The sequence below is a fragment of the Patescibacteria group bacterium genome, from assembly GCA_028707495.1.
Lineage (GTDB): Bacteria > Patescibacteriota > Patescibacteriia > UBA2591 > JAQWAS01 > JAQWAS01.
In genome coordinates this window covers 3,439-29,260 of the sequence record JAQWAS010000002.1, presented here as the reverse complement: position 1 = coordinate 29,260, position 25,822 = coordinate 3,439, and the positions used below count along the sequence as shown (strand labels likewise).

Sequence of the window (25,822 nt, the reverse complement as noted above, 5' to 3'; positions counted from 1 at the left end):
TTAAATTCAAAAAACTATGAAAATCGCAATTAATGGTTTTGGCCGAATTGGCCGAGCAGTTTTCAAAATTTTATTAGACAAAACGAATGTTGAGATAGTTGCCGTCAACGACTTGGTTGATAATCAAACCTTAGCACATTTATTAAAATATGATTCAATTTATGGAATTTACGAAAAAAATGTTTCTGCTAATGATAAATATTTAATCGTCGACGGTAAAGAAATTTTAGCTTTAACCGAAGCCGATCCAGAAAAATTACCTTGGCAAGAATTAGGAGTAGATGTGGTTTTGGAATGCACTGGGTTTTTTACCAAAAAAGAAGGTGCGGAAAAACATTTAAAAGCTGGTGCTAAAAAGGTTTTACTTTCGGCTCCGGGTAAAAGTGATGATATTAAAACCTTTGTTTGGGGCTGTAATCAACAGGATTATAATAAGGAGAATGATCACATTATTTCCAATGGTTCATGTACAACAAATTGTTTAGCACCAATTGTTAAAGTTTTAAATGAAAATTTTGGGATTGTTAAAAGTTTAGCTACAACTGTTCATAGCTACACGGCTGATCAAAATTTAGTGGATGCGCCTCATAAAGATTTGCGTCGTGCTCGCGCTGCGGCTATGAGTATGATTCCAACTACAACTGGTGCGGCCAAAGCCGTTGTTAAAGTTGTTTCTGGGATGGATGGCCGCATTGATGCTTTAGCAATTAGGGTACCAACAGCAGACGTCTCGGTTGTAGATTATGTCGCTCAGGTGACTAAACCAGTCACCATTGAAGAAGTTAATCAAGCTTTAGAAAAGGCAGCCGACAAGGAATTAAAAGGAATTTTAAGTGTTAACCACCAACCGTTAGTTTCAATTGATTTTATTAAAAATCCATATTCATCTATTGTTGATGCGGAGTTTACTAATGTGCAAGGAGAAAATTTAGTCAAAGTTTTAGCGTGGTATGATAATGAATGGGGCTATGCTAATCGTTTAGCTGAAATGGCCGAATTTATTACGAGATAAAAATTAAACATAAAAAAGCTTGTTTGACTGAACAAGCTTTTTTGTTTTTAAAATTATTTTATGTTATAATTAAACTAAATGATGTATTCAAGTTATAAGTTTGTTCAAGAAATTGAACATAAAATAAAAAATTTTTTAATTGAAAAATTTCCTTCTTTATCAGGAGATGATTTAGTTATTATTTTTAATAAACCCCCACAAATCCAGCTGGGTGATTTGAGTTTAAAATGTTTCGATTTAGCGAGAAAGGTTGATTTAAAACCGAATGAATTAGCGAATTTAATTGGTAGTTTAAAATTAAATGATTTAGTAGAGAAAATAGCCGTGGCCGGTCCGTATGTTAATTTTTATCTTAATAAGAATAAATTTAGTCGGGCAATTTTAAGTGATGTTTTAAAAAATGAAAATTACGGACAAGGCGTAAAGAAAAAAGATAAAATTATGATTGAAGGTTTTGGCCAGGCCAACACGCATAAAGCCTTGCATGTTGGTCATTTACGTAATATATTTTTGTCAGCCAGTGTGGCAAATTTGTTGGAGTTTGATGGTTATAAAATTATACGAGCAAATTATCACGGCGATATCGGAGCCCATGTAGCTAAATGGTTATGGTATTTTACCAACCTTACAGATCAAAAAATTCCCATAGAAAATATTGATAGTTGGCTAGCCGAACTTTATGTTAAGGCAAATTTAAAATTAGAAGAACAACCGGAATTTAAAAAACAAGTTGATGACACTTTAAAAAAAATAGAAGCAGGGGACAAAGATTTAAAAAGAATTTGGAAGACAACTTGCGAATTAAGCTTGAAAGAGTTTGCTAAAATTTATGATTTATTGAAAATAAAATTTGATGAAGAATTTTTTGAATCAGACATGGAAAAACCTGGTAAAAATTTAGTTCAATTATTAGTTAAACAGGGAATAGCTAAAAAATCAGAAGGGGCGATTGTAGTAGATTTAGAAAAGTATAATTTAGGCACATTTCTATTATTAAAATCAGATGGTTCAAGTTTATATTCAACTAAAGATTTGGCCTTAGCCCAGATTAAATTTAAAAAATTTAAAATTGATCAATCAATTTATGTGGTTGACGTTAGACAGGAATTATATTTAAAGCAATTATTTAAAACTTTAGAATTAATGGGTTTTAAACAAGCTCAAAATTGTTATCACTTGGCCTACGGTTTTTTAACTCTTGATGGACAAAAAATAGCTTCACGCAGTGGTCAGGTTGTTTCGGCTAAAGATTTATATTATAAAATAAAAAAGATAGCTGTTTTAGAAATAGAAAAACGTCACAACGTGATTAAAGATGAGATCGATAAAATTGCTGATCAAATTACGTTGGCTTCATTAAAATTTGGTATGTTAAAATTTTCACCAGAAATTAACAACGATTATGATTCAGTTAAGGCAACTCAATTTGAAGGCGATACGGGCCCTTATTTACAATACGCCGGTGTCAGGATTAAAAGTATTCTAAATAAAACAGATGTTAAATCTAATAAAAATTTACCTGAATTAAAAAATTTACAACCAAATGAATGGCAAATAATTCAAGATTTATATGATTTTCAATTGATTATCCGAAAAGCTAGTCAAGATTATAATCCAGCTATTTTAACTAGTTATTTATTAAAGTTAGCTAAAGATTTTAGTAGTTTTTATGAGGCTTGTTCAATTTTAGAAGCTGAAAACGAGGAGAGAAAAATATGGCGTTTGAATTTAATTCAAGCGGTTTATCGTGTTTTAAATACAGGTTTGAATTTATTAGGAATTGAAATGCCGGAGAAAATGTAGGATACCTTATCCTTGCGACCCGCCGATTCGGCAGGGAAGCAATTTCGGGGATCGGCGCGCAAGGCGTTGATTTACGGGATTGCCACGTCGTCGGATTACCTCCTCCTCGCAATGACACTATTTTAATCTGTCTTTGCGAGTCCGTCGAATCGGCGGACTCCTCGCAACGACACCCTTCCAAACCGTCATTCCTATTTTCTCTACGTTATTCCCAACTTGATTGGGAATCCAGGTTAAATTAATTCTAGATCCCTGGTCATCCTCCGATTCGGCGGACTAGAGCCAGGGGCGACGAAAGAGAGTTGGACAATGACTAAAAAGAGATAGGGAGGTGGAGGTAATGGAGACGATTAATGACAAGTATTTTTAAAAATGTTATAATTATAATATAAAAAATAAAAATCAAAAATGGAAGATGAAAAAATAAAATTTAAACAAGTTTTTTGGTATATTTTTGCTCTAACCATAATTTTAATCGGTTTATTTTGTAGTTTAAATCAAGAATATGTTTGTCGGGATTTTTATGTTTATGCTCAAGACGAAAAATTTGAAGTAATGGTTGAGTCGCCCGATGGAGAATTGTTAAAAGTTTATGCCGGAGATGTTTTAACTTTTACTACTGGCTATGAAAATGTTTCAGCTTTTAAAGCAGTAGATGTTGAAATTTATGATAAGGTTCCAGATGGAACAACTTATGTGCCAGGCTCGATGATTTTAAACGAAGAAATTTTAACTGACGAAGCGGATGAAGACGAAGGGGACTATAATATTACTCGAGCTAATATGGTGACTTTTTATATTGTAGATGTGCCAGCTGGTGAAGGTGGACAGGTGTCTTTTCAAGTACAAGTTAATGAAGTGGCAGAATCTGGCTCACCCATTGCTAGTCAATCAGAGGCTATTTATTATAGCGATGAAGAGGAACCAACTGGTTATAGCTCTTGGAGCGATACAGTTCAGGGCTTAATTGATATTATTATTTCTCAGGAACCGGGGAATATTCAGGTTCAGGTTTTTTACGATCAAAATACAGATGGAGTTTATGGTAATGACACAGGAGATGCTCTTTTAAGTGATGTGGAGGTTAGATTATATGAAGATTCCGTAGCTGACGGTTTGTTTAATTTTACTCAGGATAATTTAATTGACACTCAATTTTCTAATGAACAAGGAGAAGCTAATTTTTTAGAATTAGAGCCGGGTAATTATTGGCTATATATTGATGAAGAGACAGTGATGGTTCAAGATGCTTTTGAGGGAAACGAACCAATCGCTACTAATGAAAAATCACCTTTATTAGTTGAATTATCCTATAATCAAGAATATCAAGCTAGTTTTGGTTATTTTGGTGGAAGGATTGTGCGTGGTAAATTTTTTTATGATCAGAACAATAATGGCTATATGGATGATTCAGAAATAAATAGTGGACAAAATTTTAAGGGTGTAGTTGTTAAGCTTTTTGAAATAGATAATAGTTGGACGCCTGATCAGGCAGTTGGCGATTTAATGGATGAAACTCAAGCAGATAGTCGGGGTGAATTTATTTTTTTTAGGCCGCCCGATCCAGAGACACCGCCAGGACTTAATAAATTATTCGCGGATTTTTATACTTTTTTAGTGGAGATTGATGAATCGACATTGTCGGATTTGGATCTGTTTAAAGAGGGTACTTATAATTTAACTACCGATAATTTGCCTTGGATTATTAATCCACCCAATTGGTTTTCTTCCGACCAAGATAGAATTAGTAAAACTTTTGGTTTTAAAATAGAAATGCCGATGTGTGGCGATTGGCAAAATGATGAGTGTTTAGAATTTACGGGCGAGATGAATATTAAATTAAATCAAGACTCATCAACAATTTTACCGGCTACTTTTCACGAAAAAAAAACGAGTCGTGAATGTTGCTATGAGTCGACGGGCGAATGTTGGATAGAAGAAAATCAGGCTTATGATCCAGTGTGTCACGCTTGTCATTCTTATACGGATTGGCAAAACGAAGAATGTGTCGAAGGTGAACCAAGGCGAGTTCAGGTACGTTTTTGTGATCCAGTAGATTGTGGCCCATCTTCGAGATTTGTGTTTGATTTTAGTTGTTCTGAAGAAGAGTGTGAGTGTAATAACTGGGTGAGTGGTGATTGTCTTTTTAATGAAGATGGTAATTATACGGGTTATCGTTTAGAAAATCGAGAATGTTTGCCGAGTGGTTGTGACAACGAAAATCGTGAGGTGATGGATGAAAATTGTGTTAATTTAATTCCTTGTGTGTGTACTGCTTGGGTTAATCAAGGTTGTGAAGACAATCAAATGAAACAAACTCGGACTTGTATGCCTAATGAGGTCAGATGTTTTGGCGATCAAGGCTTGGAACGTTTAGTTGATGATAGTAGTTGCCAGCCTTCACCTCAATCAAATCCGGGCGGTGGTAGAATAATTCCAGAATTACCGCCGGTAATTCAAGAAACTATTCAAGAGACAACCGAAGCTATTACTGAAACAGTTGAAAAAGTAGTTGAAAAAATTATTAAACCAGTGGTAGAAATTGTTAAGAAAAATGTTGTTGAACCAGTTATTGAAGCTGTTAAGGAAAAAATAATTGCACCAGTCGCTAAAGTTTATAAAGAAAATATTCAAGAAAACGAAACCGTACAGAATGTGAACAAAAAAGTTTTTGTGCCAACTGTAACTACAGTGGCTATAATTAATGTAGTTACAACGGCGCCAATAGCAGCCACGGCTGTGCCATTTACACAATATTTATTACAAATTTTAAAGCTTATTTTTACCGAACCGGCCTTTTTCTTGGCCCGTAAACGTAAATATTGGGGCACAGTTTACGATTCGTTAACTAAGCAACCAGTGGCTTTAGCTACGATTGGTTTGTATAGTGCCGAAAATCACAAATTACTATCAACCAAAGTGACGGGTGCTGATGGGCGGTATTATTTTTTAATTCAACCTTTGGAAAAATATTATATTAAAATCAATACGCGTGATTATCAATTCCCAAGTCAAATTTTACAAAATGAATTTAAAGATGGCATATATGAGAATATTTATCATGGTGAAGAAATTACCAGTAAGGAAGGTGATCCTAATGTAAAATATGAGACCACTGAATTAATCGAAGAAAAAATTGAACACAAAAATAATCGGTATGTTTTGCCTCGGCCATATTTAAATTTAAATATTCCAGTTGATTTAAAATCTGGATTAAGCGCGAGCGCTGACGGTCGGCAAAATTTAAAAATTAAATTTGATAATTTAAAATCTTTATTAATAGCTTCAGACGATGATAAAATGAAAGAATATAAAAAGATGGTCAAGGAAAAAGCCAAGCAACAAATCGGTAAAATCATGTCGTATTTTGGGCCAATTTTGGGCTTAAGCGCGGTGGTAATTTCGCCAAGTTATTATACTTTAGCCTTATTGGCTTTTCATGTGGTATTATTTTTCTCATTTAGGTTTGTGACTTTTGGGGCCAAAATTAAACCGTGGGGCAATATTTACGATATTGAAACAGGCGAAAAAATTGGTGGGGCAGTTATGCGTTTATTTAGTCAAGAATTTGGTAAATTATTATACACTCAGACAACCTTACGAGATGGGCGCTATGGTTTTAAAATCGGCAAAGATAAATATATTTTAACTTGCCAGAAACCCGGTTATGAAATGGTAGAGGGCCAAATTGAGATTGATGGTGAAGATGGCTTTGTTAAAGAAGACGTGGCTTTAAAAAAAATACAACCCGCCAATTAAATTTATTAAAATAAAAAAATAGTCTTAAATTAATTTAGGACTATTTTTTTACCAAAAGATTATTTTAATAAAAATTGTTTAACTAACTTATCGGCTTGAGAAAAATTTTTAATCCAGTGAATATTTGAATTGCGTTTAAACCAAGTTATTTGGCGACGGGCATAATGGCGAGTGTTTTGCTGAATTAATTCGACGGCTCGATTTAAATCTATTTGGCCATTTAAATAAGCAATTATTTCTTTATAAATTAAACCTTGGAGGGCTGGCAACTGTAGATCGTATTTTTTAATCAAAAATTTAACCTCATCAATTAAGCCATTTTTAACCATATATTGAGTGCGTTGATTAATTTTTTGATATAATTTTTCTCGAGGTAAATTGATACCTAAAATTAAACAATCGAATAAGGGTTTTTTCTTAAGACGCTGTTGGGAAAAGGGTTGCTGAGTAGTTAAGCATACTTCGAGCGCTCGAATAATGCGACGTGGATTTTTAGAATCAACAAAATTTTTAGCAGCTGGATCCAGTTTAATCAAACGTTGATAAAGTTTGTCATGACCAAAAAGTTGAATTTCTTTTTCTAATTGAGCGCGTAATTTTAAATTAGGTTTAACTCGAGGAATGTGCCAATTTTCAATCACCGCATCAATATACATACCAGTGCCACCAACTAAAAAGGGAATATCTTTTTTTTGTTGAATCTGTTTAATAATTTTAATCGCTTGGTGTTGATATCGGGCTAGAGAATAATTTTGTTTAGGCGTAATGATATTAATTAAATAATGAGGAACATTTCGAGTGTCTTGGATTTTATCAGTTCCAATATCCATATATTTATAAATTTGACGTGAATCAGCTGAAATAATTTGTCCATGATATTTTTGAGCTAATTTTAAAGACAAACTGGTTTTGCCAGAAGCGGTGGGACCGAGAACAACAATTAATTTTGGAAGGTTTGAAACCATAATTATTTTATTGTAATTTTAGATATTTTTTTGGTTTTTTGATAAAAATTTGAGTCACGCCAATGTTGGGTTTGTGAACTTAAAGTAGCGCCTTGGGGTTGATTTTTATTTTTGAAATGTTGTTGGGCGCGTTTATCGGCTTTAGTTAAAATTTGTTTTAATTTAGTCATAGCTTTATTATAGCTTAATTTGTTTTAGACATAAATAATAGAGTTTGGTATAATAAAGGATAGCTTAAATTTATGGAAATAATATATAAAATTGCTTTAATTATTTTTGCTTTTTTACCAAGTGTTTTTTGGCTGATTTTTTATCATTATTATGATCGTAAACGGCCAGAACCCTTTTGGTTGATTTTGAAAATTTTTATTTGGGGCATGTTGGCCGCTTTTTTGGCTATAGTTCTAGAACATTTTTTAGTTGAAATTTTAAAACCGGAATTATATGTTTCGCGTGGTTGGCTAATTATTCTCAGAGCTTTAATTATTGTGGCGCCCTTGGAAGAAATTTTAAAATTTGGCGTGGTGCGGAAAAAAATTTATTATAATCGAGAATTTAACGAATCATTGGATGGTATTTTTTATTGTGTTACGGCAGCTTTGGGTTTTGCGGCTTTGGAAAATTCTTTGGCCGTGTTAGTAGGCGGTTCGCAATTAATTTTGTATCGCTTTTTAACTACAACTTTAATGCATGCCGTAGCTACGGGCATTATTGGTTATTATTTGGGTTGGGTGCATTTTCATCATCAATCTCAATGGTGGCTAATTAAAGGCGTTATCTTAGCTATTATTTTTCACGCAGTTTTTAATATTTCAGTGTCTCAGGATTTAGTTTGGCTAAATTTAATTGCAATTCCGTGGTTAATAGCTGGGTTTATTTTTCTATATTTTAAAATTAAGCGATTTCAAAAAACTGGCGTAAGATAAAAACTTAACTAATTAATTCTCCTAACAAGTTCCAATCGTGAGCTTGTTTTATTTTAACTTTAATTTTGTGACCAGTTAAATCATTTTTCGAATCAAATTTAACATTTTTAAAATGACGAGTATGGCCAAAACAAGCTTGATTGTTACATTTATCAACTAAAACTTCCAGGGTTTGATTGACAAAGCGTTGATTATTTTTTAGGTTGGTTTTTTGTAAAATTTGATTTAAAATTTTGTCGCGGTTTTTCTTTTCTGTTTTAGAAACATCATCTTTTAATTTAGCCGCAGTGGTTTGGGGCCGGGGTGAATATTGACCAACATAGATCATGTCGTATTTAATTTTTTTAGCCAAACGCAAGGTGTGTTTAAATTGTTTTAAAGTTTCGCCAGGGAAACCAACAATAATGTCAGTTGAGATTGCGGGATATTTTTCTAAACCAATGCGGTATTTTTTAAAATTATGTTTTATTTTTTTAATTAATTTTTTGTAATGTTGAACGGTATAGTGACGATTCATGGCTTGTAAAATTTTATTATCACCAGATTGGACTGGCAAATGAACATATGGACAAATTTTTAATGATTGAGCCATGGTTTGAATTAATTCATCAGACATATCTTTGGGATGGGAAGTCACAAAATTTAGCCAAAAATTGCCAGATAAATTATTAATCATACGTAAAAGTTCGGGAAAATTAATTTGACTATGAGGACATTGATAACTGTTAACATTCTGTCCAATTAAAATAATTTCCTTGTATCCACGTTTAATTAACGATTTTACTTCTTTGATAATTTCATCAGCTGGTCGAGAGGTTTCACGGTGGCGAGTGTATGGTACAACACAGTAAGAACAAAAATTATTGCAACCATTCATGATAGGAACTAAGGCGGTGTGGGAATTAGAATAATTAGGTTTAACGCCTAGATAGTTTGTGGTTTGTAGGTTATAGTTTGTATGACAGAGATTGTTGTCGGAAAATAGATTGGCGATGGCTGGCGGCCAAGTGTTTAAATCGCGGATATCTAAAATCAAATCAAAACGCGGTTTTAACTTTTTTTTATCTAAGTCCAAAAGGCAACCGGTTAAAATGGTTTTAAAATTATTATTTTGTTTTTGTTTAAGCCATTTAGCACTTAAACCATAAATACGATCTATGGCTGATTGACGAACCGAACAAGCATTTACAATAATTAAATCAGCTGTTGATATATTTTGAGTAGGTTGAAAATTAATGGAATTTAATAAACCAGCGATGCGTTCTGAATCGCTGATGTTCATTTGACAACCAAAAGTTTTGATAAAATATGTTAGCATAATTTAATCCTAACAGAAAAAAGTTTTTATTTCAATTTAATAACATTAAGAGTTATTAACCTTTAAGTCTTGACATTAAATTATAATTATGATATTATTAATAGAAATAAAAAAATAATCTGTATCATTGACAAAAGAAAAAACGAGGAGGAAAAATGTGTGGTTTAATCTTAGGACTATTGATAGCAACAATTGTTTTTAATCAAATGGCCTATCGGATTGCCGGAAAGAGACTCAATGATGAAGAGCGAGCTATAGACGTTTTTACTGAACCGGGATTTTCGATTTTCATCTTACCCTGGCAGAAAAAAAGACTTTGGGAAATGGTGGCTGGATATTCTTATGCTAATAAAGTTTATATTGGCATAATAAGGGAAGTGACTTTATCGGACCGGTTTAATAGAAAAAAAAGACAAGCCTGGCGATATCTAAGACCACGCCTTACCGAAACGGACCGTGTGGAATTACTTAAACATGAATACACCCCCTTAGAGGTTGTAGAGGACATTCTTGATAGTTGGGAAACTCCAGAGTATACGAGCATATTAGAAACAATAGGAGATCAGGGTGTTCCAACACCAACAAAAATATCTTTCTACAATAAATTCAAGCACCTTTTCGGCGAATCAGAAAGAGCGGGGCTCTTTAAGGATTTTCATGTAGGATGGATTCTGCCAGAAATAGCAGAGGATATTATTGAAAATTGGCAGAATCCAGAACCCAAGAATTTAGTAGATATTATATGTTATATTCTTGTACCACCTTCCATAAAAATATCTATCTACAATAAATTCAAGCCCCTTTTCGGCGAATCAGAAAGAGTAGGGATATTGAAGAGGTGTGATGGATGCGGGCAAGCTCCACCTGAAATTGTAGGGGATATGATCGATAATTGGGAAAATCCAGAGCATAAGAGCCTAATGACCATACTTTGCTGGTCGTCCAGTTTCTCTGTCAAGAAGCCTGTTTACCGTAGATTTAAACATTTACTCACTCTCGACGACAAAAAATGGTTGTTGGATCGGGATGATACACCCTCTGAAATTAAGGAGGATATCGCGTCAAGTCTCTAATACTAAAACAATGATGCATATAGGGGTTCTGTTGTAAAACAGATCCCTTTTTTATTTCAATTTAAAAGGCCTCGCTCGAAAGCGAAGCCCTCTCAACTACTATGAAACAGTTAACCCGGTTTGATTGTTAACACGAAAGGAGGAGTCTGTTCTGGTCGTTTGGGTAAAACTGTTTACAACAGTTGATTTTTTATTCAAAAGAACTTGATTATTTTAAATATAAAATTTATTTTTTATCTTCAATTTCTTTCAAAATTTGAGCAATAAATTTCTTTTTTGATATTTTAACCACTTTTTCTTCGCCACGGATACGAACGTGTAAATCTTTACTTTCCATTTCTTTGTCGCCGATGACTAGCATATACGGAATTTTTTCTTTGATAGCCTTGCGAATTTTATTGCCCACAGTTTCATTGGCTAAATCTAATTCAACTTGCAAACCGGCTTGCCTAAATTCTTCGGCTAATTGTTGGCAATGTTTTTCGTGAGTTTCGCCAACGTTAATTATTTTAATTTGGACAGGAGAGAGCCAAATAGGTAGAGCACCAGCGTAGTGTTCAATTAAAACACCAATAAATCGCTCCACACTGCCTAAAATAGTTCGATGTAACATAACTGGTCGTTGTTCTTGGCCGTCAGAATTAGTATAAGTTAAATCAAATTTTTCTGGCATTTGGAAGTCAAGTTGAATTGTACCACATTGCCAAGAACGACCCAAAGCGTCTTCTAAATGAAAATCGATTTTGGGACCATAAAAAGCGCCATCGCCTTCATTAATTTTATAATCTTGACCAGTTTGGTCTAAAACTTGCTTTAGAGTTTTTTCAGCCAATTCCCAAATTTTAGGATCACCCATAGCTTTGTCGGGTTTGGTTGAAAGTTCAATACGATATTTAAAATTAAAAGTTGAATAAACTTGATGCATAAAATCGAGCAGGTTTTTAATTTCAGCTTGGATTTGTTCTTGAGTACAATAGATATGAGCATCATCTTGAGTAAAACAGCGGACTCTAAATAGTCCCGATAAAACCCCTGATAACTCATGACGATGAACTAAGCCAAATTCACCGGCACGAATTGGCAATTCACGATAGGAATGTTTGGTGTTTTTGTAAATTAAAATATTACCCGGACAATTCATCGGTTTAACGGCAAAATCTTGATCATCAATTTTAGTAAAGTACATATTTTCTGCATAGTGATCCCAATGACCAGATTGAAGCCATAAGTCTTTATTTAAAATAATTGGTGTTTTATTAATTTCATAATTTCTTTGACGCATTAAGTCGCTAACCCAATCAACTAATTTTTGCCAAATATAATTGCCTTTGTTGTGCCAAAAGGGCATGCCGGGAGCTTGTGATTGAAAAGAAAACAAATCTAGTTCCTGTCCTAACTTGCGATGATCTCTTTTAATAGCTTCTTGGCGAAGAATTAAAAATTCATCAAGCTGTTGTTGATTTTTAAAAGCGAGAGCATAAATACGAGTTAACATGGGTTTATGCTCATCTCCTCGCCAATAAGCGCCGGCTAGTTTATCTAATTTAAAACCAACATTTTTTAAGATTTGAGTTGATTCGATATGTGGACCACGGCAGAGGTCGACAAAATTACCAGTTTTATAAATTGAAACTTGACTTTCGCCCTGACTAACCAAATCATCAATCAGCTCGATTTTATATTTTTGGTTTTTAAAAATTTCTTTAGCTTCTAAAATATTAATTTTTTGTTGTTCGAATTTTAAATTTTCTTTAATTAATTTACGCATTTCTTTTTCAATTGCTGGTAGGTTTTCCGGCGTAATTTTATCTTTAAAATCAAAATCATAATAAAAGCCATCTTCAATAGCTGGACCAATCGCAATTTGAGTATCTGGGTATAATTTCAAAACGGCAGTTGCTAAAATGTGCGCCAAAGAGTGACGAATAATTTCAAGTTGATTGTTTGGTTGTTTGTGCATATATTTTAAATATCTAATAAATTTTCATATTCCATTATTTTTCCACCAGCATCTTTAATATAATATTCTGATTCAATAAATTTACCTTCATTTTCAGGATCTGGAATATAATATTGTTCTAAAGAATAATTTTTAGGCATAGGGGTGGTTCGAATTAATTTTATAGTATGTCCTTCTTGATTATTGAATCTTTGTAACATCGTACCGTTTGTTTGAATAATTTCTGTTTTACAAATAAAACCCTCTGGATCAGAAAAAAGTTTTTTAACGGTTCCATCTTCTTCTACAATTTCTTTGATAATTCTTAGATCAGTATTTGGCTGTTTATTTTGTTCTGGTGAAAAATTTGATGAGTTGAATTTTTCAGGTAATGACATATAATTTTTATGGTTGTTGAATATTAATTTGAATATGATTTTTTAAGCGTGGCACTTGAAAAACCCAAAAGGGTTTAAATTTAATTTCAACTTTATCAATTTGATCATATGACTCAAAATATTTTAGCACGCCCTTTTTAGAAAGTCCAATCAATTTATCTTTATCTAAAATTAAACTATCGGGTTTTAGGGTTATGCCAGCTTGAAGTTGAGTTTTAATTTTGGCAGTTTTAGTTTCAAAATTACAACTTTCTAATTCGTAATTAAAACTATCGCGCTGTAAGTAAAGTTGATGTTGATTGGCGTCAATTTGTTTTTCGAGTTGATTCAAGGTTAAATTAAAGAGTTGATTTTTTTCGATCGCTAAAACCGTTATTCGCATTTCTAAATTAATTTTAAAACCATCACTAGTTTGGCCGGCTTCAGCATCGGTTTGGGTGTTTAAAATTTCTTTTTGGCTAATATTACTAAGTAATTCATAATTAGCTAAATTTTCGACAGCTTGATCTGTTTCTTCAAAAGGGTTACGTTTTTGATTGTTAAAAGTGTCTTCAATTTCATTCATAATCGTTTGATTAAGTTCAGTTTCAAGTTGTTGTTTGGCTTGATCAATGTCCGTTTGTGAAATAATGCCTAATTTTTTTTCACCACCAGCAAGTGCCTCAGAATTAACACCGTAGATTTTGTCTTGCAAATTGGTTCGCAAGCCTGGAATGGTAAAGCGTGTTTTAGCTTTAACTTGATTAGTTGGGCCAGTTTGATCAGAGGAGATCTGAACGGTTAAATTTTGTCCGGCACCTACGGTCACTGTTTCTTCCAACCGATAAAGAATATTGTCGGGTGATAGAAAACGAGTGGTGGCGATGAGCGTTTGATCTTCGGTATGATTATTATAAATTGTGATTTGACCAGTAATTTGAGCTGGTTGAGTTTTTGCTTCTGACGGAAAAAAAGTTTTTTCCAAGCTACGAGTTACAGAAAAAAATTTGCCTTGCAAGGTTAAATCTTGTTGGGTAGAGCTATCGACAATGGTAATTTGTGGTTCAGCTTGAATATTTTGTTGGCTAGGTGTTAAGGTGATATCGGCGCGCGCTAGAGTAAAATTAACAATTAATAAAATCAAAACAAGAGTGGCCACAATAAAACTTAAAGCAATGGCTTTATAAATGTTGCGAGTCCTGTTTTGATTAGGATTTTTTTTATCTTTATCTTTATTTTTTGAATTTTGAGAAGCCATATTTTTTATTTTATAAATTATGATTAAAATTAATAAGTATAAAAACTATTATAGCTTACTGCCCAGCCAGATTGATTGGCGTATTTAAAGCCATTGTTGGCTGGTGGTTGAAGGGAAAGAATGGTTTTAAGAGAGCTGTCTGGATCATCGGGTTCAATTTTTTTAGCTTCAGCGACAATAACTTTTTTAGTGCCATCCTTGTCAGAAACCTTGCCAATAATAGCCAGGGTTTTTTCTTCTTCCCAAAGATTTTTATTATTATTATAAACATCTGGGAAGACGATTACCTCTAAACTGCCACTCGAATCTTCAATTTTAACAAATAACATTGTTTTATTGTTCGAGGTAATAATTTTTTTTATTTTAGTCACTACGCCAATAATTTTAATATAGCTTTTTGTTTTTTGCTCTTCAATCATAGAACAACTGACAATGTCTTTTTGGGCTATTTCAAAAACTTTTTTTAGGGGATGTTCTGAAACGTACAAACCCAAAAGATTTTTTTCCCATGACAATTTTTCTTTGCGAGTCGCTGGTCGAGCTGATTTTAATTTTAAATTTGGTTCAGTGTTATTTACGGGCAAAACACCAAACAGACTTTTTTGGCCATTAATTTTTTCCTTTTGAATATTACGCACAAAGTTAAGTAAATTTTCAATATTTTCCAACAATTGATTGCGTTCGCCAAAATTATCTAAAGCGCCAGATTTAATCAAACTTTCTAATGATTTTTTATTTAGATCTTTACTTTGAACGCGTTTTAAAAAGTCGGTTAAATTTTGATATAAACCATTGGTTTTTCTTTCTTTAATAATAATATCAACGATAGTTGAACCAACATTTTTAATGGCTAAAAGTCCAAAGCGAATGGTTGGATTTTCGGTACCAACAACGACAGTAAAATTTTTAAAACTTTCATTAATATCTGGCGGAAGAACTTCAATGCCCATGTTTTTACATTCTTCAATTTCAATAGCAACTCGATCACTATCATTTTCATCGGCGGTTAAAAGAGAAGCCATAAATTCAACCGGAAAATTAGCCTTTAAATAAGCTGTTTGATAGGCGATAGTGGCATAAGAGGTTGCATGGGCTTTATTAAAACCATAACCAGCAAAGGGTTCAATAAATTCAAAAATTTTTAAAGCTGTTTCTTTTTTAATATTATTTTTGACACAACCTTTAACAAATTTATCTTTTTGTTGTTTTAAAAGTTCAGCAATTTTTTTACCGACAGCTTTACGTAAAATATCAGCTTCGCCAAGAGTAAAGCCGGCTAAATCGCGGGCGATTTGTAAAACTTGTTCTTGGTAGACTGCAATGCCGTAAGTTTTATCTAAAATAGGTTTTAATTTAGGATGTAAATAAGTAGCTTGACGTTTGCCATGTTTACCATTGATATAATCTGGAATAAATTGCATCGGTCCAGGTCGATAGAGAGCGACCATAGCAATAATATCATCCATATTGGTTGGCTTCAACGTTTTTAAATATCGTTTCATGCCGGAACTTTCTAGCTGAAAAACGCCGGTAGTTTGTCCGTCTTGTAAAAGGCGATAAGTTTTTAAATCTTCTAAAGATAAAGTTTCTAAATTGATTTTTTGATCCTGAGTTTTATCAATAATTTCAAGACAATTTTCAATTAAGGTTAAATTTTTTAAACCCAAGAAATCCATTTTTAACAGACCTAAAGATTCAACACATATCATGTCGTATTGCGAGACAATAGTCTCGTCACCTCGCGAGGCAATTTGTAATGGGACATAATGATCAAGGGGTTCACGGGTAATTAAAACCCCACAGGCATGAGTCGAAGCGTGTCGAGCGACACCTTCTAATTTTTGAGCCATGTCGAGAATTTTTTTAGCATCATCATTGGAATTATATAATTCCTTAAGTTCAGTCACTTTGGTTAGAGCATCTTTTAAATTAGTGAATTGAGGAATTAATTTAGCAAGTTTATCGCAAAAACTATAACTAAAATCTAAAACGCGACCAACGTCGCGAACGGCTGCTCGAGCGGCCATAGTACCAAAAGTAATAATTTGGCTGACATGATCTTTGCCATATTTATTTTCAACATAGCTAACAACTTCATTGCGTCGCGTATCGGCAAAATCTAAGTCAATATCAGGCATGGAAATTCTTTCTGGATTTAAAAATCTTTCAAAAACTAAATCGTATTTTAAGGGATCGATTTCGGTGATATTAGTTAAATAAGAGACGATTGAACCAGCAGCTGAACCGCGACCAGGCCCAACTACGATGTTATTTTTTTTGGCCCAGTTGACAAAGTCTTGAACAATTAAAAAATAAGAAGCATAGCCGGTTTTTTTGATAATTTCCAATTCATATTTTAAACGCTCTTGAATCTGTTTTTCTAAGTCACTTGGTTTTTTTTTATCTTCAGCGATTTCTTTTTCGTAGCGAATCAGGGGATAGCGTTGTACAATGTTTTGTTGGCAAATATCAGTTAAATATTCATCAGCAGTTTTATCGTTTGGAACTTCGAAATAAGGTAATTTAATTTCGCCCAATTCAATTTTTAAATCACACATTTTAGCAATCTTGACTGAATTTTCAATAACTTCTGGGTGATCCTTAAAACCTTCAATCATATTATGTGGCGAACGGAAAGACAAATCGTGATCCATTAAATTCATTCGATCAAGATCTTGTTTTTTCTTTTTGGTTTGCATGCACAAAAGAATGTCTTGAGCTTCGGCATCATGAGAATTGACATAATGAACGTCGTTGGTGGCAACGACTGGGATATGATTTTTTTTGGCAATTTCAAAAATAAAATTATTAACCTTTTCTTGATCTTGATTGCCGGAATGGTGTTGGACTTCTAAATAAAAATTATTAGCGCCAAAAAGCTTTTGATATTTTAAAGCTAATTTTTCGGCTTGCGAAAGTTGATTTTCTAAAATGGCTTGGGGAATTTCACCTTGAATACAAGCGGATAAAGCAATTAAACCTTCGTGATATTTTTCTAAAAGTTCCCAGTCAATACGTGGTTTATAATAAAAACCTTCCAAATGGGCGATGGAAGTTAATTTAATTAAATTTTGATAGCCTTGTTGGTTTTTAGCTAACAAAATTAGATGATAAGGTTTTTCATCAAGTTTGGCTCTTTTTTTATCTAAACCATTGCGAGCTAGATAAGCTTCAACGCCAATAATTGGTTTAATGCCAGCAGCTGTCGCTTTTTTATAAAATTCAATCACGCCATACATAACCCCATGATCAGTTAGGGCTAAAGCTGGCATGTTGTATTCTTGAGCCTGAGCAATTAAATCGTCTAATTTACCTAGACCATCAAGAAGACTATAATGCGAGTGGACATGTAGGTGAACAAACTCCATAATTATTTTTTCTTTTTGTTGGTGGTTTTAGTTTTTTTGTCTTTTTGTTCCTCAGAATTAGTAAATTTTTTAATCAAGGGCACGATTTGTTTAACAGTTTCCGCGACTACGGTAAAGGGCACAGCAATACGTTCAATTTTATTTTTGACGGTTTTGATTAAGTCACTAACTTCATAGACGCGCTCTTTAACGGTTTGAAAAATTTCTTTGGTGGTTTTGATGGTAATTAAAAAATAATATAAAGTCCAACACATAAAAATGGTTAGCCATAAAACACAAAAAGCAATGACTAAATATAAAACGTCTTTGCTAGTTTCTAACATAGGTTTATTTTTTAAAAATTAATTATATTTTATTATAGCATATAAACATTTAAACGCACAAACTTAAAAAATAGAGAAACAGAATATATTAGAATGTAAAAACGTAATTTTTATTTTTGTCATCTCGACCCGCCGATTCGGCAGGGAGAGATCCCTTGAATTTATTTTTACAGTTAGTTTTTTTTTGTTTTTTAATAACAACGTTGAAAGGATCTTTCAGTCACTACCGTTTCTTTGAAATGACAAGTCTCAATAGATTTTTTAGTCCATCGGTTTGGTAGGGATTTACAATGGCACTTATTTAAGGTGTCATGCTGAACTTGTTTCAGCATCTGTTGATACTCACAATGTTGATTTTTAATTGAAATACTTCACTTGATTCCAGATCCCGAAATAAATTCAGGATAACAAAAATAATTTAGGATGACAAAACCTTGTGTATCTTTGAATCTTATCCCTCGAGTTTTTGTAATTCAGAGAATTTTATTTTATTATCTTGTTTTCGTCTTAATTTTTTAGTATAATATTGAATAAGTTTTAAAAAATAAAAAAATAAAAAATGCCACAAATTTTAAATTTAGCTATTTTGGGCCCTCCGGGAGCTGGTAAGGGAACACAGGCCAACTTATTAGAAAAAAAATTTAAATTAGCTCACATTGAAACCGGCGACATTTTAAGAGAACGAGCTCAAAAAAAAGACAAATTAGGTCGTGAGATTCAACAAACCATGCTTGAAGGAAAATTAGTTTCAAGTGATTTATTAATGAAAACAATCGACAAATATATAAAAAAAATATCTAAGAAAAAAGGCATTTTATTAGACGGAACACCTAGAAAATTAAGTCAAGCCAAAGATTTAGATAAATTATTTAAAAAGCATCAACGAGAATTAAGTAAATTTATTTTTTTAGATATTGATCAAAAAACAAGCGTTAAACGTTTATTAAAAAGACGAGTTTGTTTAAAGTGCGACAAATCTTTTATTTTAGGTCAAACTTTAAAAAAAACAGCTAAAAACTGTCCAATCTGTGGTGGTAAAATTTTTCAACGACCAGATGATAATCCAGCTAGTTTAAAAAAACGTTGGCAGGTTTTTAGTCGAGAAACTCGACCGGTGATGGCTTATTTTAAAAAACAAAATAAGTTAATACTAATTAATGGAGAACAAACCATAAAGGAAGTTCATCAAAATATTATTAAACAATTAAAAACATAAAATGATTATTTTAAAAACTCCTCAAGAAATTGAAATTTTAAAACAAGGTGGTCAGATTTTACATCGAATTTTACGTGAGGTGGCTAAAAAGGTTAAGTCTGGGATTTCAACGTGGGAATTGAATGATATAGCTGAGAATCTAATCCAACAAGCCGGAGCTGAACCAAGCTTTAAAAATTATGAAGGTTATCCAGCAAGTTTATGCGTGTCGGTTAACGATCATGTCGTCCATGGTATTCCTAGCCGAGATAAAATTATTCAATCAGGCGATATTGTGGGTTTAGATTTGGGTATTTGGTATCAAGGTTTATGCACCGATACAGCAATCACAATTGGTGTTGATCACATTAATAAAGTCGCCAAAAAATTAATTAAAGTTACTCGTAAATCCCTAGAATTAGGTATTAAACAGGCCAAACCGGGTAGAACGTTAGGTGATATTGGCGCGACCATACAAAATTATGTTGAAAAAAACGGTTTTTCAGTAGTTAAACAATTGGCGGGACATGGCGTTGGTAGACAAGTGCATGAAGATCCGCGCGTATTAAATTTTGGCCAATCCGGCCGAGGAGAAATTTTAAAACCCGGGATGGTAATCGCCATAGAACCCATGGTAAATGTTGGTGGTTATCAAGTTGAGACACTAGATGATCAGTGGACGGTTGCAACGAAAGATGGTAGTTGGTCAGCCCATTTTGAGCACACCATCGCTATTACCGAAAGAGGTAATCAAATTTTAACTTAAATTTATGTCAAAAATTTTAGCCATTGATTACGGCACACAGAATATCGGTTTAGCCATTGGGAGCACTGAAAAAAAATTAGCCTTACCTTTGAAAATTATACAAAATAAATCTTTAAATTTAGTGATCGAAGAGATTGAAAATATTTGTCAGTTGGAAGGAGTAAAAAAAATAATTATTGGTTTGCCGGTGTCTATGCAAGGTAAAAAAACAGATATGACTTTAAAAGTAGAAAATTTTATTCATTATTTATCTCAAAAAATAAATTTAGATTTAGAAACAGTTGATGAAAGATTTTCTACGAAAGAAGTAGCTAAGCAATTTCAACAAGTTGATTTTAAAAACAAAAAAGACGCGGCGGCCGCGGCTTTAATTTTACAAACGTATTTAGATAAAAATAAATAAATATTTGTCATCCTTGAGTGAAACGAAGTGGAACGATAGGATCCTGCTGAGTATACAAAAATATTTTGAACGCTAATTTGTTACCTGCCTACCAGCAGGCAGGATCCAGGGTTAGTAACACTAAATATTGATTTAAGAATGAAATTGTAAATACCTCACCTTCTCTTGTAACCAAAAGAAGCAAAAGTTTTGGTGGCTCGAACTCCCCGTCGAATCGGCGGGTCGGTCTCACCCCCTAGACCCCTGGTCCGGATTTAGATGAATTTTATTTTTATTAAAAATTAGATATTAGAAATTAGAAATTTTATTATTATGTCTTATTTTTTAGCTTTTATTTCCAGTTTTGGTTTAGCTGTAATCTCAACTTGGTTAATCAGAAAATTAGCTTTAAAGTTAAAAATAGTTGACCGGGCCAGTACAGCTCCAGAGCGCAAAATTCATCAAGGTGCTAAGCCACTTTTAGGCGGTTTAGCGGTTTTTTTAAGCATGGCGGTGGTTGCTGGTTTTTTTGTTTTCAAAACTGATTTAATTTTAAACCAAAGTATTGCAACTAAAAATTTAATTGGGGTTTTAATCGCCAGCATTTTAATTATGATTGGTGGTATTTTGGATGACAAATTTAATTTAAAACCTTGGCAACAAATTCTATGGCCAGTTTTAGCTACTATAATTGTGATAGCTAGTGGCGTGGGAATTAAATATATTACCAATCCTTTGGGGGGATTAATTTATTTTGATAGTTGGAAAATTGAGCTTTTTAGATTTAATGGTTTGCCGTATTATTTTACAGTTTGGTCCGATATCTTTACCTTTTTTTGGTTGATGGTTATGATGTATACGACTAAATTTTTAGACGGTTTAGATGGTTTAGTTTCGGGTATAAGTGGTATTGGTGGCTTGGCGATTGCTGGTTTATGTTTAGCTACGGCTTGGTACCAGCCAGAGGTGGCCATTTTAGCCTTAATTTTTAGTGGGGCGTGTGCAGGCTTTTTGGTTTTAAACTGGCATCCAGCCAAAATATTTTTAGGCGAGAGTGGCAGTTTGTGGTGTGGTTTTATGCTAGGTATTTTAGCCATTATTGCTGGCGGTAAGATCGCCACAGCGGTTTTAGTTTTAGGTATTCCAATTTTAGATTTAGCTTGGGTAATTTTACGTCGTTTGATTAGTGAGCACAAAGCGCCGTGGTTGGGAGATAATAAACATTTACATTTTAGACTATTAGATATGGGTTTAACACAGCCACAGGTAGTTTTATTTTTATACTTGATCAGTTTAATTTTTGGTGGAATAAGTTTATTTTTACATTCTTTTGGTAAATTAATTGCTTTGGGAATGATGTTGTTGGTGATGTTAATTTTAGCTATAATTTTAATTAGAAAAAATCACTGGAAAAATATAGAAACTTAAAATTTAAAAATAAAAAAAATAAAAAAATAAAAAAAACACCGTCCTAAGAGGGCGGTGTTGATGCTTTTTCAACTGTACAGACAGTAGAGGTGCTTATTTCTGGACGATTGGGATTGAGAATTGAATCGGCCTTTTCGATGGCTCTTTGATGGTGTCGTGCGATGACGTCGTCGGGAATACCGAATCGCACAAGTCTATCGCGATGCCGTTGAATAATATGAGGACTTTTTCCCTTAATAATTGCTCGACGATAGAACCAAGGGCCCCATTTCTCTCTAAAACTAATTAGAGTCACAACAATAGCCAAAGCAGAGATTAATGCAATGAAAAGAATAACAGCGGCGAAATCCATTTCATCTCCTTTTTTAATGTTTATTTTTTTAAAACAGATAGGGGAGTTGTAATAATATTTTTTCCCCATTTTAATGAGCGTGTCCCTCCTGATTATTTTTTAAAATTAAATTTAATATTCCATTATAAATTTTTTTAAAAAAAATGTCAATATCTCTTGACTTAAAATTAAATATAATTTACAATAAAGTAATTATTATTAATTTTATAAAAACATGTTAGCAATTATTAAAACAGGTGGTAAACAATACAAAGTTGAAAAAGGTACTGTCTTAAAAATTGAAAAAATAGACAAAAAACCTGGCTCCAAAATTATTTTTAAAGACGTTTTGTTATACGCCGATAGTAAGGACTTTAAAGTCGGTCAACCTATTTTAAAAGAAGTTAAGGTTGAGGGAGAGATTTTAGAACAAGGTAGAGATAAAAAAGTTAAGGTGGTTAAGTATAAGCCTAAAGTTAGATATTATAAAACAGCTGGTCATCGACAAGAATATACCGAAATTAAAATTACCGCTATTAGTTTGGCTTAAAAATTATTATCAATTATAAAAAAAGAATCAGCTTAATTGGTTGGTTCTTTTTTTGTAAACAAAAAAGGGGACAAAGCCCCTTTTAAATTAAAAATTCATCTAAAACTTAAACTTCTCGTCTGTCCTTCAATGCATCGGCCAGGGTGATTTCATCTGCGTAATCAAGATCGCTACCAACTGGCAAGCCTCGAGCTAGGCGCGTAATTTTTATTTTAAAAGGACTTAGAATTTTTTTCAAATATAATAAAGTGGTTTCACCTTCCATATCGGGATTAAAGGCAGTAATAATTTCTTTAATTTTATTATTTTTAATGCGTTGTATGAGTTGGTGAATATTTAATTTTTCTGGAGTAACGCCTTGACTGGGATTAATAGTTCCACCGAGCACATGATAAATTCCTTGAAATTGACGTGTTTTTTCTATAGCTCTTAAATCTTGAGGAGTAGCAACAACACAGATAATTTGGTGGTCGCGTTTTTTATCAGCACAAAGATCACACGGATCAGTCTCAGAAAAATTTAAACAAATTGAACAGGTGGTAATTTTATTTTTTAACTCTCGGATGTATTGACCTAAATTTTCCAACTCTTGATTGTTTAAAGTTAATAAATAAAAAACAAACCGTTCTGAGGTTTTAGATCCAATGCCGGGAAATTTATTAAACTCTTCAATTAATTTTTGGATAGCTGAAGAATAATCCATAATTAAAAAGGTAAATTAATCATTGATTTAGCTTTGTCGGCCATTAATTTTTGAACATTATTAATTGCTTGATTAATTAAATCAATTAGATATTTTTGATTATCTTCAAAAGATAACTCAGGATTAAGTTGTAAATCAATAATTTTTTGATCTCCGGTGATAGTTAATTTTAAGCCATGATTTTCAACTTGAATTTTTTCTTGAGCTAATTCATTTTTCATGCGTTGAGCTTGGCTTTGAAGATTTTGTAGTTGTTTTAATTTATCAAACATAAAAATTAAATTTTAAAAATTAATCTGGGTAGTAAATTCTTCTGAAAAATTTTCATCAAGATCGGGGACGGTTTCTCCGGAACGTTCCAAGTTTCTAAAACTAGCAGTATTACTGTCAAAATAAAGTTGAATAGCACCGGTCGGTCCATTACGGTGTTTAGCGATAAAAATATCAGCGATGTTTTTACGATCAGTCTCGCGTTTGTACATTTCTTCACGATAAATAAACATAACCAAATCAGCATCTTGTTCAATTGAACCAGATTCTCTTAAATCAGCTAATTTGGGAATAGGCGGGTGGCGTGATTCAACTGCCCTCGACAATTGAGACAAGGCTAAAACTGGAATATCAAGTTCGCGAGCAATAGCCTTTAAACCCCGTGAAATGTCAGAAACTTCTTGAACACGACCGGAATTATATAAACGATCGCCCTCCATTAATTGTAAGTAATCAATAATTAAAACACCTAAACCATGTTCAGCTTGTAAGCGTCGAGCGCGCGTGCGGATTTGCATAATATTAGCCATAGCCGAATCATCAATATAAACTGGTGCATCTGATAAAACGCCCAAAGCTTGACCAATGCGAGGAAATTCATCATCTTCTTTTTTGGTTGACAAATGACCAGTACGCATTTTCCAGAGATTAACATTAGCTTGGGAACAAATCAAACGATCAGTGATGGAATCTTTTGACATTTCTAAACTAAAAATACCAACCGGTGTTTTAGTGTTAACGGCAATGTTGCGAGCCATATCTAAAGCGAGACTGGTTTTACCCATACTGGGGCGAGCAGCCAAAATAATTAAATCAGATTTTTGTAAACCAGCGATAACATTATCTAAATCAGAAAAGCCAGTTGGCAAGCCTTTAATTTTACCGCCACCTTTATGGAGTTCATCAATGCGATCAAAAGCTTCATTTAAAGTATCTTTCAAAGAAGTAAAAGCTTGGGTTTGATGTTGTTGTGAAACACTGAAAACTTTTTTTTCAGCTTCGTCTAAAATTTTATCCGCGTCTTCTTCTTCTTGATAAGCCAATTCATTAATATCAGCTGCAGCATGAATTAAACGACGTAGGGTAGCTTTTTTTTGAATAATTTGAGCATAAGTACTTACATGGCTAGCAGTTGGTACGCTATTAGCCAGGCTAGCTAAATAACTGCGACCACCGATGGTTTTTAATTCTTGACGTTCGGTTAGTCGATTGGTTAAACTGACCACATCGATAGGTTCTCTGTTTCTGTATAAATCTAACATGGCCTCATAAATTGATCGATGAGTATCTTTATAAAAATCAGTTGGCATTAAAGAGTCAGCTATTTTAATAATAGCTTCTTTGTCAATCAAGAGAGAGCCAAGCACTGATTGTTCGACTTCAATATTTTGCGGTGGAATTTTTTCTTTAATTTCTTTAGCCATATTTTATGTGTGTATTTATAGTTTAATCTAAATTTGAAATTTAAACAAATTAATCTCTCCACATTTTATCCACTTGTGTTTTAAATTTATAATTTTAAACTTTTAAACTTGATTTAATTTTTAAAACTTGCTAAAATATTTTAAACAGTTTATAATTAAAAATTATGTCATCAGATAAACCACAATTAGTTCATGGTTATCAAGTAATGGGTGATGAGGCTGGTATTAAGGCTTTAGAAAAATTTGAGCGAAGTGAAGCGGAAGTTTTTTTTGATTATGCCCGCGAAGAAAGATATGTTAAATTTGAATATGATCGGATGAATTTTACTCTAGAAAAGCAAGGTGATGTTTATCAAGTGACTAAACGGAGTTCAGGGTGGTTTTAGATAGTAGTTTAGATATAATAATTGAAAATTAAAAGTTGATATTTTAAATTCATAATTAAGCCCCTATAGCTCAGTGGTAGATCCGCCAGCCGGCGGACTTTAAGCAGACGATCCAGAGCTATTAATTTATTCATTTTCATTTAAATTCATAATTAAGCCCCTATAGCTCAGTGGTAGATCCGCCAGCCGGCGGACTTTAAGCAGACGATCCAGAGCTATTAATTTATTCATTTTCATTTAAATTCATAATTAAGCCCCTATAGCTC

General features: G+C 33.0%; 23 protein-coding genes. 11 read left to right on the top strand and 12 right to left on the bottom strand.

Annotation, left to right across the window (positions count from 1 at the left end; genetic code table 11):
* The first annotated feature begins 16 nt into the window (after positions 1-16).
* The 3 genes from gap (at position 17) to PHS07_00910 (ending at position 6,574) form a co-directional block, all read left to right on the top strand.
* On the top strand, positions 17-1,012 hold the full coding sequence (gene gap / locus PHS07_00920) for a type I glyceraldehyde-3-phosphate dehydrogenase (GenBank protein ID MDD4606891.1): 996 nt from the start codon (positions 17-19) through the stop codon (positions 1,010-1,012).
* Positions 1,013-1,093: 81 nt separating this feature from the next.
* Positions 1,094-2,815, top strand: coding sequence for an arginine--tRNA ligase (gene argS, locus PHS07_00915; GenBank protein ID MDD4606890.1), 1,722 nt, complete (start codon positions 1,094-1,096; stop codon positions 2,813-2,815).
* Positions 2,816-3,223: 408 nt separating this feature from the next.
* A complete protein-coding gene (locus tag PHS07_00910; GenBank protein MDD4606889.1) occupies positions 3,224-6,574 on the top strand; it encodes a hypothetical protein in 3,351 nt (1,116 codons plus the stop codon).
* Positions 6,575-6,633: 59 nt separating this feature from the next.
* On the opposite strand, the gene miaA is transcribed toward PHS07_00910, so the two are convergent.
* Both miaA and PHS07_00900 read right to left on the bottom strand, forming a co-directional pair.
* Positions 6,634-7,539, bottom strand: a complete 906-nt coding sequence (gene miaA, locus PHS07_00905; protein ID MDD4606888.1) for a tRNA (adenosine(37)-N6)-dimethylallyltransferase MiaA — start codon at positions 7,537-7,539, stop codon at positions 6,634-6,636.
* Positions 7,540-7,541: 2 nt separating this feature from the next.
* Complete coding sequence (locus PHS07_00900) at positions 7,542-7,709, bottom strand: hypothetical protein (GenBank protein ID MDD4606887.1); 168 nt, start codon at positions 7,707-7,709, stop codon at positions 7,542-7,544.
* Positions 7,710-7,781: 72 nt separating this feature from the next.
* On the opposite strand from PHS07_00900, the gene PHS07_00895 reads away from it, so the two are divergent.
* On the top strand, positions 7,782-8,465 hold the full coding sequence (locus PHS07_00895; GenBank protein MDD4606886.1) for a PrsW family intramembrane metalloprotease: 684 nt from the start codon (positions 7,782-7,784) through the stop codon (positions 8,463-8,465).
* A gap of 4 nt (positions 8,466-8,469) precedes the next feature.
* On the opposite strand, the gene miaB is transcribed toward PHS07_00895, so the two are convergent.
* Positions 8,470-9,783 (bottom strand): tRNA (N6-isopentenyl adenosine(37)-C2)-methylthiotransferase MiaB, encoded by a 1,314-nt coding sequence (gene miaB, locus PHS07_00890; protein ID MDD4606885.1) that lies wholly within the window; start codon positions 9,781-9,783, stop codon positions 8,470-8,472.
* Positions 9,784-9,938: 155 nt separating this feature from the next.
* On the opposite strand from miaB, the gene PHS07_00885 reads away from it, so the two are divergent.
* Positions 9,939-10,856 (top strand): hypothetical protein, encoded by a 918-nt coding sequence (locus PHS07_00885; GenBank protein MDD4606884.1) that lies wholly within the window; start codon positions 9,939-9,941, stop codon positions 10,854-10,856.
* Positions 10,857-11,082: 226 nt separating this feature from the next.
* Here PHS07_00885 and thrS read toward each other — a convergent pair whose 3' ends face one another.
* From thrS to PHS07_00860, 5 genes are read right to left on the bottom strand one after another with little or no spacing between them, the layout of a single operon-like run.
* Positions 11,083-12,816 (bottom strand): threonine--tRNA ligase, encoded by a 1,734-nt coding sequence (gene thrS, locus PHS07_00880; GenBank protein ID MDD4606883.1) that lies wholly within the window; start codon positions 12,814-12,816, stop codon positions 11,083-11,085.
* 5 nt (positions 12,817-12,821) lie between these two features.
* Entirely contained in the window at positions 12,822-13,193 is a 372-nt protein-coding gene (locus tag PHS07_00875) for a hypothetical protein (GenBank protein MDD4606882.1), read from the bottom strand.
* Positions 13,194-13,200: 7 nt separating this feature from the next.
* Positions 13,201-14,430, bottom strand: a complete 1,230-nt coding sequence (locus tag PHS07_00870) for a hypothetical protein (protein MDD4606881.1) — start codon at positions 14,428-14,430, stop codon at positions 13,201-13,203.
* A 29-nt stretch (positions 14,431-14,459) separates the two neighbouring features.
* Entirely contained in the window at positions 14,460-17,798 is a 3,339-nt protein-coding gene (locus PHS07_00865) for a DNA polymerase III subunit alpha (protein ID MDD4606880.1), read from the bottom strand.
* 2 nt (positions 17,799-17,800) lie between these two features.
* Positions 17,801-18,121, bottom strand: a complete 321-nt coding sequence (locus PHS07_00860) for a hypothetical protein (GenBank protein MDD4606879.1) — start codon at positions 18,119-18,121, stop codon at positions 17,801-17,803.
* A gap of 559 nt (positions 18,122-18,680) precedes the next feature.
* Between PHS07_00860 and PHS07_00855 the strand changes: the two genes are divergently transcribed.
* From PHS07_00855 to PHS07_00840, 4 genes are all read left to right on the top strand, one after another.
* On the top strand, positions 18,681-19,337 hold the full coding sequence (locus tag PHS07_00855; protein ID MDD4606878.1) for a nucleoside monophosphate kinase: 657 nt from the start codon (positions 18,681-18,683) through the stop codon (positions 19,335-19,337).
* Between the two features lies 1 nt (position 19,338).
* Entirely contained in the window at positions 19,339-20,082 is a 744-nt protein-coding gene (gene map / locus PHS07_00850) for a type I methionyl aminopeptidase (GenBank protein MDD4606877.1), read from the top strand.
* 4 nt (positions 20,083-20,086) lie between these two features.
* Entirely contained in the window at positions 20,087-20,485 is a 399-nt protein-coding gene (gene ruvX, locus PHS07_00845; GenBank protein ID MDD4606876.1) for a Holliday junction resolvase RuvX, read from the top strand.
* A gap of 312 nt (positions 20,486-20,797) precedes the next feature.
* On the top strand, positions 20,798-21,892 hold the full coding sequence (locus PHS07_00840) for an MraY family glycosyltransferase (protein ID MDD4606875.1): 1,095 nt from the start codon (positions 20,798-20,800) through the stop codon (positions 21,890-21,892).
* Positions 21,893-21,935: 43 nt separating this feature from the next.
* On the opposite strand, the gene PHS07_00835 is transcribed toward PHS07_00840, so the two are convergent.
* Positions 21,936-22,244, bottom strand: coding sequence for a hypothetical protein (locus PHS07_00835; protein ID MDD4606874.1), 309 nt, complete (start codon positions 22,242-22,244; stop codon positions 21,936-21,938).
* A gap of 214 nt (positions 22,245-22,458) precedes the next feature.
* On the opposite strand from PHS07_00835, the gene rplU reads away from it, so the two are divergent.
* A complete protein-coding gene (gene rplU / locus PHS07_00830) occupies positions 22,459-22,773 on the top strand; it encodes a 50S ribosomal protein L21 (GenBank protein ID MDD4606873.1) in 315 nt (104 codons plus the stop codon).
* A 106-nt stretch (positions 22,774-22,879) separates the two neighbouring features.
* Here rplU and recR read toward each other — a convergent pair whose 3' ends face one another.
* Genes recR through dnaB form a run of 3 tightly spaced genes read right to left on the bottom strand, consistent with a single transcriptional unit; the run spans position 22,880 to position 25,170 of the window.
* Positions 22,880-23,476 carry a recombination mediator RecR gene (recR, locus tag PHS07_00825; protein MDD4606872.1) on the bottom strand — a complete coding sequence of 199 codons (597 nt, stop codon included), beginning with the start codon at positions 23,474-23,476 and terminating at the stop codon, positions 22,880-22,882.
* A gap of 2 nt (positions 23,477-23,478) precedes the next feature.
* Complete coding sequence (locus tag PHS07_00820; GenBank protein ID MDD4606871.1) at positions 23,479-23,748, bottom strand: YbaB/EbfC family nucleoid-associated protein; 270 nt, start codon at positions 23,746-23,748, stop codon at positions 23,479-23,481.
* A gap of 12 nt (positions 23,749-23,760) precedes the next feature.
* Complete coding sequence (gene dnaB / locus PHS07_00815; GenBank protein MDD4606870.1) at positions 23,761-25,170, bottom strand: replicative DNA helicase; 1,410 nt, start codon at positions 25,168-25,170, stop codon at positions 23,761-23,763.
* A gap of 164 nt (positions 25,171-25,334) precedes the next feature.
* Here dnaB and PHS07_00810 point away from each other — a divergent pair, with 164 nt between their 5' ends.
* On the top strand, positions 25,335-25,556 hold the full coding sequence (locus PHS07_00810) for a hypothetical protein (GenBank protein MDD4606869.1): 222 nt from the start codon (positions 25,335-25,337) through the stop codon (positions 25,554-25,556).
* The last annotated feature ends 266 nt before the right edge of the window (positions 25,557-25,822 follow it).

Excerpts from the sequence above, each read along its gene's own strand:
- gap (MDD4606891.1), top strand. The coding sequence starts at position 17 with ATGAAAATCGCAATTAATGGTTTTGGCCGAATTGGCCGAGCAGTTTTC.
- miaB (MDD4606885.1), bottom strand. The coding sequence starts at position 9,783 with ATGCTAACATATTTTATCAAAACTTTTGGTTGTCAAATGAACATCAGC.
- PHS07_00855 (MDD4606878.1), top strand. The coding sequence starts at position 18,681 with ATGCCACAAATTTTAAATTTAGCTATTTTGGGCCCTCCGGGAGCTGGT.
- PHS07_00870 (MDD4606881.1), bottom strand. The coding sequence starts at position 14,430 with ATGGCTTCTCAAAATTCAAAAAATAAAGATAAAGATAAAAAAAATCCT.
- dnaB (MDD4606870.1), bottom strand. The coding sequence starts at position 25,170 with ATGGCTAAAGAAATTAAAGAAAAAATTCCACCGCAAAATATTGAAGTC.
- PHS07_00875 (MDD4606882.1), bottom strand. The coding sequence starts at position 13,193 with ATGTCATTACCTGAAAAATTCAACTCATCAAATTTTTCACCAGAACAA.
- PHS07_00810 (MDD4606869.1), top strand. The coding sequence starts at position 25,335 with ATGTCATCAGATAAACCACAATTAGTTCATGGTTATCAAGTAATGGGT.
- map (MDD4606877.1), top strand. The coding sequence starts at position 19,339 with ATGATTATTTTAAAAACTCCTCAAGAAATTGAAATTTTAAAACAAGGT.
- ruvX (MDD4606876.1), top strand. The coding sequence starts at position 20,087 with ATGTCAAAAATTTTAGCCATTGATTACGGCACACAGAATATCGGTTTA.
- argS (MDD4606890.1), top strand. The coding sequence starts at position 1,094 with ATGTATTCAAGTTATAAGTTTGTTCAAGAAATTGAACATAAAATAAAA.
- PHS07_00910 (MDD4606889.1), top strand. The coding sequence starts at position 3,224 with ATGGAAGATGAAAAAATAAAATTTAAACAAGTTTTTTGGTATATTTTT.
- PHS07_00860 (MDD4606879.1), bottom strand. The coding sequence starts at position 18,121 with ATGTTAGAAACTAGCAAAGACGTTTTATATTTAGTCATTGCTTTTTGT.
- thrS (MDD4606883.1), bottom strand. The coding sequence starts at position 12,816 with ATGCACAAACAACCAAACAATCAACTTGAAATTATTCGTCACTCTTTG.
- rplU (MDD4606873.1), top strand. The coding sequence starts at position 22,459 with ATGTTAGCAATTATTAAAACAGGTGGTAAACAATACAAAGTTGAAAAA.
- recR (MDD4606872.1), bottom strand. The coding sequence starts at position 23,476 with ATGGATTATTCTTCAGCTATCCAAAAATTAATTGAAGAGTTTAATAAA.
- miaA (MDD4606888.1), bottom strand. The coding sequence starts at position 7,539 with ATGGTTTCAAACCTTCCAAAATTAATTGTTGTTCTCGGTCCCACCGCT.
- PHS07_00840 (MDD4606875.1), top strand. The coding sequence starts at position 20,798 with ATGTCTTATTTTTTAGCTTTTATTTCCAGTTTTGGTTTAGCTGTAATC.
- PHS07_00820 (MDD4606871.1), bottom strand. The coding sequence starts at position 23,748 with ATGTTTGATAAATTAAAACAACTACAAAATCTTCAAAGCCAAGCTCAA.
- PHS07_00895 (MDD4606886.1), top strand. The coding sequence starts at position 7,782 with ATGGAAATAATATATAAAATTGCTTTAATTATTTTTGCTTTTTTACCA.
- PHS07_00885 (MDD4606884.1), top strand. The coding sequence starts at position 9,939 with ATGTGTGGTTTAATCTTAGGACTATTGATAGCAACAATTGTTTTTAAT.
- PHS07_00835 (MDD4606874.1), bottom strand. The coding sequence starts at position 22,244 with ATGGATTTCGCCGCTGTTATTCTTTTCATTGCATTAATCTCTGCTTTG.
- PHS07_00865 (MDD4606880.1), bottom strand. The coding sequence starts at position 17,798 with ATGGAGTTTGTTCACCTACATGTCCACTCGCATTATAGTCTTCTTGAT.
- PHS07_00900 (MDD4606887.1), bottom strand. The coding sequence starts at position 7,709 with ATGACTAAATTAAAACAAATTTTAACTAAAGCCGATAAACGCGCCCAA.